The organism is Streptomyces populi, assembly GCF_002911015.1.
Lineage (GTDB): Bacteria > Actinomycetota > Actinomycetes > Streptomycetales > Streptomycetaceae > Streptomyces > Streptomyces populi.
Window position 1 is genome coordinate 1 of the sequence record NZ_KZ626937.1, and the last position, 11,113, is coordinate 11,113.

The following is an 11,113-nucleotide window of genomic DNA, read 5'->3' on the forward strand; positions in this document are numbered from 1 at the left end:
GCCCCGCGCCCGCGGAACCCGTGAGCGGCCCGGGGCCCGCGGGGGCTTCGGGTCCTGCCACGGCTCCGGGGCCTACGAGGGCTCCGGGCCCCATGAGCGGCCCCTGCCCCGCGACGGTTCCGGGCACCGCGACCGCTTCGGGGCCCGTGTGCCCGGCGGTGTCCTCGCGCCGCGCGGAGGGGCCCGCGCCCCACTCCTCCCACTCCATGAGCGAGGGGAGCCGCTGGGCGGTGCCGGGCGCGGCGAACAACAGGATCCGCCCGCGGTACGCCGCCACCGGGCCCGAGCCCGGCCCCTCGTCCCAGAGCCGGTCGAGCATCCGCCGCCCGAAGAGGGCCGACGTGCTGACGACGTCGAACGCGCTGCCGCAGAGCAGGACGACCGGCGCGTCCGGCCGTTCGCGCCAGAGGGTGAGCGTGCTGCGCGGATACGTTCCCGCCGAGGCGAGCCAGGCGGCGCCCTCGGACGTGACCCCCGAGGCGTCCAGCCATCCGGGCGACTTCGCTCCGGGGCCGTGCGGGGTGCTGCTCGGCGGGTTCCGTGTGCTGCTCATGCCGGATACGTCTACCCGTGGTGAGCGGTCCGTTCCGGAGGGTTGCCGGAAACCGGGACAGGCGGGGGTGAGGTGGAGTATCTTGCCCGGCTGGCATATGCCACCCGGTGGGTGACGAAGGGACTCCGGGCCGTCCGGGCCCGGGTGCGCGGGTCAGAGCGCGTCGGCCACCCCGTGACCGTGTCCGTTGCCCTCCGTGCCCCGCAGCAGACCCTGGCCGAACTCGACCATCTTCTTCGCGTAGTCCTCGGTCCATTCGGCCCGCTCCGCGATCGAGGCGGTGGTCAGCCGGTCGAAACGGCGCGGATCGGCGAGCTGAGCGGCGGCGATGGCCTGGAACTCGACGGCCCGGTCGGCGGCGGCGCGGAACGCCTGCGCCAGCTCCGTGGACCGGTCGAGCAGCGCGCGCGGGTCGTCGATCGACTCCAGGTCGAAGAAATGCTCCGGATCCCCGGCGGCCTCCGCGGGCTCGAAGAGCAGGGGCGCGGGGCGTAGCCGCGGTTCGTTCCGACGCGGCGTGGGCTCCGCCATGTCTTCTCCTCCTCGTACGGTTCGGGGCCCTCCTGGCGAAGGGCCACCGTCCATTGTCTCGCGCCCGCGCAAGTGGGCCCGAAGGGGCGAGCGCGCCCCGCGGGCCCCGGACCTCGTGATCCGGGGCCGTCGGAGCGGGACTCAGGGACGCCAGGCCACCCGGTGCTCCGCCAGGTGCGACAGCACCGAATGATTGGCCTCCCAGCCGTCCGGGAACTTCACGGTCACCCCCAGCTGCACCGGCTCGGTCGACGGGTGGTCGTCCAGCAACTCCGTGATTCCTTCCCGGCAGATCACGATGCACGCGTGCCGGTGCCGGGAAGCGAGCACGCACAGACGTCCGGTCTCCAGGTGGAAGGCCGTGGCGTCCGGCCGCCCCGACAGCGGGTGCAGGACGACCGTGACGTCGAACTCCCGCCCCTGGAGCCGGTTCGCCGTGTCCACGGTGACGTCCGTGACGCCGAGACCGGCCAGTGCCGCCCGCACGGCCGCGGCCTGGTCACGGTGTGCCGTGCCGACCGCGATCCGCTCGGCCGTCAGCGGCACCGGATCCTGCGCCCGCTCCGACGTGGCCGCGCCGCCCCGGTCGAGCAGCCGCCGCACCACCCCGGCCACCGCGTGGACCGCCTCCGGGTCCGTGCGCGGAGTGTGCCGGGCGGGCAGCTCCAGCAGCCCCCAACCGGACTCGGCCGCCTCGTCGATGACCCGGTCGGTGCCCGAACCGTCCGACGCGACGGCGAAGTTCAGCCGCCGGTCGCCGTGACCGGTGCCGCTGCGGAACGGCGTGTACGGGTAGAAGGCGCCCGAGACCAGCGGCGCGGCCGACGCGGGCAGCCGCCAGGACACCGGCAGCCGGTGCTGCGGGAGGTGCGGATTGTGCGCGAGCAGCGTGCTCACCGCGGACGCGGAGGGATCGTAGGACAGCCCGGCCCACTGCTCGGAGCCGACGATCGAGAACGGGTCCAACTGCCCCGGGTCGCCCACGAACAGGGCGCGTTCGAAGAGCCCGGCGACGGCGAGGAGCGCGTCCGAGCGCATCTGGTACGCCTCGTCGACGATCGCGTGCCGCCAGGGCTCGACGCCCTTGACGTGGGCCCACTTCGCGGCGGTCGACACGACGACGTCCAGGCCCGCCAGATCGGCCGCCTTCGTGGACTTGCGGACCTGGTCCAGGCCGTCGAGCGCCTTGTCGTACGGGTCCGAGTCGCTGCTGTGCAGCCGCCCCACGGGCAGGTCCGGCGCCTTCTCCGCGAGCCGCAGCACCAGGTCGTCGACCTGGGCATTGGTCTGCGCGATGACCATCAACGGGCGTCCGGCAGAAGCCAGTTCGAGCGCGGCCCGGACGACGAGGGTCGACTTTCCGGCACCCGGCGGGGAGTCGACCACGACACCGCGGTCGGTGCCGTGCAGGGTGTCGTACAGGATCGCGTCGGTGGCGCGGGCGGCCTCGGCGCCCGGGTCGAAGACGACGGTCACAGGACATCCTCCTCGGTCACCGGGTCCGGCAGCGGCGGGGCGTCGGACTCACCGGGCGGCCCTCCGTGCGTCCACGGCGTCTCCTCCGGATCGGGCAGCTTGGCGCCGCCGCGCTGCTCGTGCTCGAAGAGGGTGAAGCAGACGAGGTCCCCCTTCTCCGGCACGGACCCGGCCTCGGGCTCCTTGCCGCGCCCCATCTTGTCGACGATCCGCAGCACCACGGCCGCGCCCTCGTCGTCGTACCCGACGAACTCCGCGGCCTGCGGCTTCCCGCCGAGCGAGCGGTACACCCTGGCCCGTTCCCCCAGGTGCGGGCGGTCGTCCGTGCGGACGGTCACCAGCGGGCGGGGGCTCGGCCGCTTCCCCTCGCCGTACGCCATCACGACCTCGGTGACCTCTCCGGCGAACGCCTCCCCGGCGAGCCGCCGGCCGGCCATGACCAGCGGGTCGTCGAGGGCCTCCTGGGCCTCCAGCCGCGCCTGTTCCCGTTCGCGCGTGGCCAGCTTGTTCGCGGCGGTCACCGCGTCGTCGCGGCGCGGCTGCGGGGGCTCGCCCGCCACGACCCGGTCGCGGTGCCCGGTGAACGACCAGCGGTCACGGGTCCACCGGTCGGCGGCGTGCGCCCCCTCCGGCAGCGTCCGCAGCAGGTCGATCCCGCGCCAGACCGCGTCCCAGGTGGGCCGGGTGACGCTCTCGACGAGACCGCGGATCTCCCGCTCCGCCGCGGTGAGTTCACCGAGCCGGTCGTCCGCCTCGATGCCGTCCTCGGCGGCGGCCAGCGCCGTGCGCGCGCGGTCGTAGCGCTCGATCGCGGGGGCCAGCAACTGGTTGTCGAAGGCGGGGTCGGTGGCCGGTCCCGCGGGCGGGCAGACGAGCTGGCCGCGCGCGTCCCGCTGGAGCTCGGCCCGCACCGCGGCCTCGGCGCCCGGCTCGCCCTCCGGCGGATCGAGCCAGGCGAGCAGCGCGCCGAGGTGCTGGTCCTCCAGGCTGCTCTGGCCGGTGGCCCAGTGCCGGGACAGCACGTCGGTGAGGGCGAGGAGCAGGGCGGAGCCGGGCACGCGGGCCCGTTCCCCGAAGTGGGTCAGCCAGCGCCCGAACAGCGGCACCCGGGGCGGCGCCGGATGCGGTGCCTCGGGATCCTGCTCGGCGGTGCGCCGAAAGCGGGTGGAGCGCCCGAGGAGCCGGACGAAGTCGATGCCGGCCCGGCCGGGCACGATCAGCTGCGGGGCGTCGGCGCACAGCTCGACCTCGACCTTGACGCGCTTGCCGGTCTCCGGGTCGGTCTCGCTGCGCTCGGCCGCCTCGACCACGTCCGCGTACGCGTCGAGGTAGGGCAGGACGACGTCCGCCAGTTCGGCGAGGAAGGCGAAGCGCAGGTCGCGGTCGCGGGGCTGCGGCACGACCAGCAGCCGGGGCGCGTCCCGGTCGGTGCCGACGAGCGCGCCGAGCGGGGCCCCCGCCTCGCCCGAGGTGGTGAGCGGCACGAACACCAGCGGCCGTTCGGCGAGATGGCGGTGGAGCACGGTGGCGGCGGGCTGCGCCCGGCCGCTCTCGACGGCCTCCAGCCGCGCGAGGGTGGTGATCAGCGACACGCGCCCGCCTCCCGGCCGTCCGGGGCACCGGCCACCGGTACGGGAACCTGCGCGGAGTCCGTGAGCGCCCGCGTCCCGGGCGCGCCCGGCACCCGGGCCTGCGCGGCCGTGCCGCGCAGGGCCTCCGCCCGCAGCAGCGCCGCTCTCCTGAGGGCCACGACGGCGGGGTCCTCGGGATCGCCCGCCTCCCCGCGGGCCGCGGCCAGGACGTCCGGGACGGTCGTCAGCGCGCCCAGGTCCGCGCGCAGCGAGCGGCCGAGCGAGGTCACCGCGCCCCCGGCGCGGGAGCGGGCCCGGCAGTGGAAGGCCAGTTCGCAGGCGGCCAGGCACTCGGGCGCGTAGGCCGCGGGGACCGCCTCGACGGCCGTGATCAGTTCCTCGGCCGGGAGGCCGGGGGCGAAGCAGACGCCCTCGGGAAGGGCGGCCGCGATGTCCTCGACGCGGGTGAGCCGGGCCAACTGGCGGCGGGTGACCGCACGCTGCTTGCGCACGTCGACGGCCGAGGCGGCCGGGAGGTTGGAGAAGTCCTTCGGGCAGACCAGCAGGATGCGGTGGTGGACCTCGGGAGCGGGGTCGAGACGGGCGGCGACCTCCTCCAGGGCCAGGACGTACACCGCGGACTGCCGGGCGGCGGCGCCCACCTTGGCCGGGTCGGCCGAACCGTCCAGCATCGGGAACGACTTGATCTCGACGACCGTCCAGTCGCCGTCGGGGTGCACGACCACGGCGTCCGGTTCCAGGAAGGCCGCCGAACCCGCGACGTCCAGGCAGAGCATGGGGTGGTCGAGCAGCGTCCAGGCGCCGGCCGCGGTGGCCTCGCGCAACGCCAGTTCCGTACGGGCCGTGCGTCCCTCGGGGCCGATCGCGCCCAGGTCGGGCACGGCACCGGCGCCGGGCGGCTCGGCTCCGGGGTCCAGCTTCTCGTGCACCAGCCGCAGCAGTTCGGCGCCGCCGTCGGCCTTGACGCGCGCCTCGAACGCGTTGCCCCGCATGAAGGCGAACTGGGACATCCCGAACGCGGACGGCGCGCCGAGCGCGTCGGCCAGCTTCGCCTTGTCGACGCCCACGCCGTCCAGCAGGGCGCGCCGGTCGCACCCGGGGTTGGCGGCGAGTGCCGCGAGGGCGCGCGCGTCCAGCGCCTTCGGTGCGATCTCCGGACCGCGCAGCTCAGCGAGCTGCTGTCGTAGCGCTGTCCCCCGCGTCCGTGGGGGAGGCACCCGGCTCGGCTCCCGGCCCGGTTCGGGACTCGCGCTGTCGGGGAATTCGTTCACCCGCGGAAGTGTGGCATCCCACACTGACAATCGGGGAACCCTCGTCCCCCGAGGCACCCCGGGCCCACGGGACACGGGTCCCCACCAGGGTCCGCAGCCGGTCCGCCGTCCGCATCACGAACGGGGTCAGCAGCAGGCCGGCCCCCATCACCGCGGCGCCCGCGACGGCGTCCAGGAAGTAGTGGTTGGCCGTGCCCATCACGACGATCGTGGTGAACAGCGGGTAGGCGACGGCGGCGACCCTGGCCGCGGGCGTCCGGCCGTGGCGCCACAGCATCACTCCGCACCACAGTGCCCAGCCCACGTGCAGACTCGGCATCGCCGCGTACTGGTTCGTCATCCCGCCCATGCCGCGGGGGGCGCTCGCCTCGGCGCCCCACCAGCCGTAATTGCTGTACTGGGCCATCGTGTCGACGAAGCCGTGCTCGGGCGACAGCAGCCGGGGCGGGCAGGTCGGCAGCAGGGTGAAGCCGATCAGGCCTATGAACGTGGAGGTCCACAGCCAGGTGCGGGCCGCGCGGTAGCGCACGCTCCGGGAGCGGAACAGCCATATCAGGATCGCCGGCGTCACCACGTAGTGCAGCGAGGCGTACCCGAAGTCGGCGGGCACGCCCAGCCAGGCCTCCCGCGTGAACAGCCGGTTCAGCGGATGCTCGGCGTTGATGTGGAGGGCCTTCTCGATCCGCAGGATCTCCAGGCCGTGGTCCACCGCGCCGCCGGTGTCGCCCCGGGCCAGCAGCCGGCCCGCCGTGTACGCCGCGTACACGAACAGGATCAGCGGGACCTCGGTCCACCAGCGCGGACGGACCCCTGACGCGGTCGACGCGTACCGTCCGGCCCACCGGCCCGACCGGGCGCGCGGTGCCGCTTCGGTACGCGGTGCATCGGTCTGCGGCATCCGATCGCCCTCCCCCATCTGCTCGTGCCCATCTGCTCGTGGTGACCAGGCGGTCCGTGGCCACCCCGGGATTTTACGGTGTGTGCGAACGCCTCGAAGGGGCGCCCCGGATCTCGAAGACGCTGAGATCGCCCCCCGGGTTGCCCCGGGCCGGGGTGAGCGATGATGGAGTGACCCACTCCTCGAGCCGTCCACGAGCGAGCCGACCCTCTCGTTCGTGGATCCCGTCCCGGAAAGGTCATCGTCATGGCACCGCGCATCCTGCTGGCCCGGCACGGACAGACCGAATGGTCGCTGTCCGGAAAGCACACCGGCAGGACCGACGTCCCGCTCCTGGAAGAGGGGCGGCGCGGCGCCAAGCTGCTGGGTGAGCGGCTCCACCGGTCGCCGTTCGACTCGCTGCCCGCCGCCGAGGTGCGCACCAGTCCGCTCGCGCGCGCGAGCGAGACGTGCGAGCTCGCCGGTCTCGGGGAGCGGGCGACCGCCTGGGACGCGCTCCTGGAGTGGGACTACGGCGCCTACGAGGGCATGACCCCGGCCGAGATCCAGGACATCCGTCCCGGCTGGTTCATCTGGCGCGACGGCGTCCCCGAGGGGGAGACCCTGGAGCAGGTCACCGCGCGCGCGGACGAGGTCGTCTCCTACGCCCGCTCCGAGGACCGCGATCTGCTGATCTTCGCCCACGGTCACATCCTGCGCTCCATAGGCGCCCGCTGGCTGGGTCTTCCGCTGGACTTCGCGGCCCGCATCCGCCTCAACCCGACCTCGTTGTCGGTGCTCGGCTGGGCCTACGGGGAGCCCGCGATCGAGGTGTGGAACGACTGCGGGCACCTGAGCGTCTGACCGGAGCTCCGGCGGCGCTCACGCCGTGCGCGGCAGGCTCGCGTGGCGGTCGAGGAACGCCGAGACGCCCGAGGCCCTGCGGTGCGGGAGCAGCACGCGGGCCGTTCCCGCCAGCATGGTCTGGATGCGGGAGGACTGGACCTCGTTCAGCAGGTCCAGGACGCGCTGACCGGCGACGGCGGCCTCGTCCGGGCGGCCGCCGCGGGCCAGGTCGTCGGCGAGTTCGGCGGTGTAGAGGGCGATGTTGCGGGTGAAGTGCGGGTCCTGCAGGTGGGCGGCGCGGCGCGCGTGGCGGGCGGCCCGGGGCCAGTCGCCCAGCATCGACCAGCACTGCGCCTCCAGGCCCTCCAGCTCGGCCTCCCCGTAGAAGGTCATCCACTCGGGGTCGGTCTCCGAGGGGCCGCGTCCGTAGAGGGCCTGTGCGCGCGCCATCGCCTGCTCGCACCCCCGGCGGTCGGCGAGCCCGGCCCAGCCGCCCGCCTCGCGCAGCGCGAGCAGGGAGAGCAGACGGGGGGATCCGAGGGGCCGCGCGGCGCGCTGGGCCGCCTGGGCCGCGCGCACGGCCTCGCGGGGGCGCCCCGCGTCGCGGGCGAGGAAGGCCGTGTTGCAGAAGGCGTGTGCCTCGAGGCCCGCGTCGCCGGCCATCCGGGCGGTCGCGAGGGCCTCCGCGTAGTGCGAGCGCGCGTCGTCGAAGCGTCCGGAGTCGTGGGCCAGCCAGCCGACCGAGATGGCCAGTTCGCCGGCCCCGGAGTACAGGCGGTCGGCGGTGGCCTGCCGGGTGGTGCCCGCGTCGAGCAGTTCGTACGCGGTGCGCAGGGGGACCGCCGCGCGCCGGTAGAGCCCGTCGGCCCCGTGTCTGTCGTCGAGCAGCCGGATCCGGCGGACGGCCTCTTCGAGGGCGCCCGCCTCGGACGTGCCCGCCCGGTGGACGCGTCGTTCGGCGGCCGTGGCGCTGCCGCCGAAGGCACCCGTGAAGGGCCCCATCGAGGCCGCCGCCACGGTGGCGGTGCCTCCGGTCATGAATGCGCGACGTTGCACGTCGCTCTCCTCGTGGTTCTGATCGCGTTTCTCGTACGGGTCGTACGGGTCGCACGAGTGGTGCGGGTCGTACGGATCGTGCGGACTGTGCGGATCGTGCGGGCTGTCCGTGTGGTGCGCGGTGCGCGGGCCGTACGGAGCCGGGACGTGGAGCGGACCCGGCGTCTCATACGTCTCGTGCGCCCCGTCCGTCTCATACGGGGCGTGTGAAGGGTTCGTGGAGCGGTCGAGGAGTGCCTCCCCCGGGTCGCGCGCCCCGCGTCCGCGTACCCAGGAGCGGGGGGCGAAACCGAGGTCGGTCAGCGCCCGGCCGGGAAACATGTGCAGGAACACCCGCTCGTACGCGTAGTTGGGACAGCGGATCTCGCCCGCCTCGACGCGCCCGATGTAGCGCGCGTCGCAGCTGACCCGCTCGCCGATCTCGCGCGCGGCCCTCCGCACCAGCGCGGCGAACTCGCCCGGGGAGCGCTGGCCGCGCAACCTCCGGAAGGCGAGATTCGGCCGTGGTGGCCGGGGGGACGGGGACGAGGTCACCGATGACGACGCCATGGCCGGGCCCTCTCTTGCGAACCGTCGAACCATGCCGGATCCAGGACCGGGTTGACCGGGTTGTGCCCGGTAGGTGCCCTGCGTCCGGCGGGCAAGAACGTACCTGGTGTGACGAGGTCACCACGCTGTGTTTGGCTACAAACCGGATATCTCATCCACGATCTGCCATGAACTGCCATCCTTTGTGGCGGAGTTTCGCCGTAGCCGTTGACGTCCTGGGGCGTTGAACCGGGTGGACCGGGAGCCGCCCGAACTCCCGACCCGCTCGTCGTCGAGGAGGGGTTCCGTTGGAGGCCGGGATGCAGATCGCGCAGAGCACCGAGTTCCGTACGCCACCGTCGGCCGCGCAGCACGGGCCGTCCCCGGAGTGCGGCGTCCCGCTGCGGCCGGCCGCCGAGTGCGACCTGGTGACCGTCCCGGCCCGCCAGGGACTGGAGGCGGTCGACATCCTGCGCCGCGGCGCGGCGGCCGACCTCGTGGGGCCCGTCCTGCACGACGGCGGCCGCGACACCCTCGGCTTCCTGGTGCCGCCCGGCACCGCCGACGCCTGGGACGTGCCCGGCAGCACCTGTACGCAGACCGACGGCCGCGACCTGGGTCCGGCCCCCGAGCCCCCGGTCGAGGGCTCGGACTGGCTGCTCCCGCCCGGTGACACGGACCTCGCGACCGACCCGGCGGTGCTGCGGGCCGCGCTGGGCGAGGCCGCGCGGCTGATCGAGGTGGCGGACGGCTGCCGGTGAGCGGGCCGGGCGCCCCGGCACCGGTCGCTGAGCCGACCCGCTCCCGCGCCCCGATAATGGCCAGATGGCACGGGCGAGGAATCAGCGGGCGGACGACGGCCGCGACACCGGACGGGGCGGGCGGCGCGGGCAGGCCGAGGCGGTCGTGGAGGCCGTCGACGGAGGGCTCGCCGAGCTGCTGCCCGACCGGGACCGGCCGCGCGCCTGGACCCTGCTCATCGACGGCGCCCCGCAGTCCCACGTCGACCTCGACGACCCCTCCTACCTGAGCTTCGAGTACCAGCGCCGCCTCGGTCACGTCATCGACCTCGTCGCCCCGCCCGGCAAGCCCGTGCAGGTCGTCCACCTCGGCGGCGGCGCCCTCAGCCTGGCCCGCTACACGGCCGCCACCCGCCCCCGGTCCACCCAGCAGGTCGTCGAACGCGACGCGGCCCTCGTCCAACTGGTGCGCCGCGAACTGCCGCTGGATCCGAACGCCCGGATCCGGGTGCGTTCGGTGGACGCCCGGGAAGGCCTCGCCAAGGTGCCCGACGGCTGGGCGGACCTGGTCATCGCGGACGTCTTCAGCGGCGCGCGGACACCGGCCCATCTGACGTCCGCCGAGTTCGTCACGGAGGTCCGCCGGGCGGTGAAGGACTCCGGGGTCTACGCCGCGAACCTCGCCGACGGACCCCCGCTCGCCCACCTCCGCGGCCAGATAGCCACCGTCGCCTCCGTCTTCCCCGAACTCGCCCTGGTCGCCGACCCGACGGTGCTGCGCGGCAAACGCTTCGGGAACGCGGTCCTCGTCGCCTCCGGCCGGCCGCTGCCCGTCGCCGAACTGACCCGCCGCGCCGCCTCCGACCCGCATCCCGCCCGGGTCGAACACGGCAGGGAACTCCTGGACTTCACGGGTGGAGCGGCACCGGTCACGGACGCCGTGGCGGTCGCCTCGCCGGCCCCGCCGCCGTCCGTGTTCCGCTGACCCGCCGTCAGCGTGCCCCGGCCCACGGCCCGGCGCGCACCACCCGGCGTGCACCACCCGGCCCGCTCCGGCCGCGTCCGCGCGCTCACCGCGCCCGTCGGCTCAGTACGTCCCGATGTCCACGTGCGGGGGCCCGTCGTGCCAGTCGCAGAACACCGACACCCGGTCGGCGCCCGAGGTGAACTCCACCCGGATCCACGTCTCGGTCTTCCACACCTGCATCGACCAGCCGGTGTTCGGCGTCGCCGACACCAGCGTCCCGTACGTGGGGGCGATGTCGAAGACCACCCGGCCGCCGTCGGAGTCGTAGCTCTTGACCTGCCCGGAGGCGGACGGGGAGGCCGTCGGGGACGACGGGGAAGGTGACGGACCGCCGCTCGGAGACGCGGACTTCGAGGGCGCCGGTTTCGGCTTCGGGGTCGTGGCGGGCCTGCTCGGAGCGGACGTGGACGGCTCGGCCCGCCGGGTCGAGGACGCCAGGGGCCGTGTCTCCTCGGCCGTCGCCCCCGCCACCGTGAGGGGCAGCGCCCGCGGCGGGTCGTAGGCCGTCCCCGTCATGACGGTGTGGACACCCCACCACGACAGCGTGACTGCCGCGCCCGTGGCGAGCAACCACGCGAGTACGTGTACGAGTCCTCTGCGCATCGCGGCCATATTG

Annotated in this window: 11 protein-coding genes; 3 read left to right on the forward strand and 8 right to left on the reverse strand. The window is 74.6% G+C overall.

Going from position 1 to position 11,113, the window contains the following annotated elements:
• The 6 genes from CW362_RS44945 to CW362_RS33270 all read right to left on the reverse strand — a co-directional run.
• Positions 1–553: bifunctional DNA primase/polymerase (locus tag CW362_RS44945; protein ID WP_240658157.1), on the reverse strand; the 553-nt coding region annotated here is incomplete at its 3' end.
• Positions 554–706: 153 nt separating this feature from the next.
• On the reverse strand, positions 707–1,084 hold the full coding sequence (locus tag CW362_RS33250; protein WP_103553329.1) for a hypothetical protein: 378 nt from the start codon (positions 1,082–1,084) through the stop codon (positions 707–709).
• Positions 1,085–1,225: 141 nt separating this feature from the next.
• The gene (locus CW362_RS33255) at positions 1,226–2,560 is read right to left on the reverse strand and encodes an AAA family ATPase (RefSeq protein WP_103553330.1); all 1,335 of its coding nucleotides are present in this window, start codon (positions 2,558–2,560) and stop codon (positions 1,226–1,228) included.
• Positions 2,557–4,152, reverse strand: a complete 1,596-nt coding sequence (locus CW362_RS33260) for a hypothetical protein (RefSeq protein WP_103553331.1) — start codon at positions 4,150–4,152, stop codon at positions 2,557–2,559. The genes CW362_RS33255 and CW362_RS33260 overlap by 4 nt, the downstream gene beginning before the upstream one ends.
• Entirely contained in the window at positions 4,143–5,369 is a 1,227-nt protein-coding gene (locus tag CW362_RS33265) for a hypothetical protein (protein WP_103553332.1), read from the reverse strand. The genes CW362_RS33260 and CW362_RS33265 overlap by 10 nt, the downstream gene beginning before the upstream one ends.
• Positions 5,320–6,321: a phosphatase PAP2 family protein gene (locus CW362_RS33270; protein WP_103553333.1), complete on the reverse strand. Its 1,002-nt coding sequence runs from the start codon at positions 6,319–6,321 to the stop codon at positions 5,320–5,322. Before CW362_RS33270 ends, CW362_RS33265 begins: the two co-directional genes overlap by 50 nt.
• A 246-nt stretch (positions 6,322–6,567) precedes the next feature.
• Here CW362_RS33270 and CW362_RS33275 point away from each other — a divergent pair, with 246 nt between their 5' ends.
• Complete coding sequence (locus CW362_RS33275; RefSeq protein ID WP_103553334.1) at positions 6,568–7,164, forward strand: histidine phosphatase family protein; 597 nt, start codon at positions 6,568–6,570, stop codon at positions 7,162–7,164.
• An 18-nt stretch (positions 7,165–7,182) separates the two neighbouring features.
• On the opposite strand, the gene CW362_RS33280 is transcribed toward CW362_RS33275, so the two are convergent.
• Positions 7,183–8,751 carry an NsdA family TPR-like regulatory protein gene (locus tag CW362_RS33280; RefSeq protein ID WP_103553335.1) on the reverse strand — a complete coding sequence of 523 codons (1,569 nt, stop codon included), beginning with the start codon at positions 8,749–8,751 and terminating at the stop codon, positions 7,183–7,185.
• Positions 8,752–9,050: 299 nt separating this feature from the next.
• Between CW362_RS33280 and CW362_RS33285 the strand changes: the two genes are divergently transcribed.
• Together CW362_RS33285 and CW362_RS33290 are read left to right on the forward strand one after the other, a co-directional pair.
• Positions 9,051–9,491: a hypothetical protein gene (locus CW362_RS33285; RefSeq protein ID WP_206301129.1), complete on the forward strand. Its 441-nt coding sequence runs from the start codon at positions 9,051–9,053 to the stop codon at positions 9,489–9,491.
• Positions 9,492–9,555: 64 nt separating this feature from the next.
• Positions 9,556–10,455, forward strand: coding sequence for a spermidine synthase (locus CW362_RS33290; protein WP_167455647.1), 900 nt, complete (start codon positions 9,556–9,558; stop codon positions 10,453–10,455).
• A gap of 102 nt (positions 10,456–10,557) precedes the next feature.
• Here the strand turns inward: CW362_RS33290 and CW362_RS33295 are convergent, their stop codons facing one another.
• Complete coding sequence (locus tag CW362_RS33295) at positions 10,558–11,100, reverse strand: hypothetical protein (RefSeq protein ID WP_103553355.1); 543 nt, start codon at positions 11,098–11,100, stop codon at positions 10,558–10,560.
• Positions 11,101–11,113: the final 13 nt, after the last annotated feature.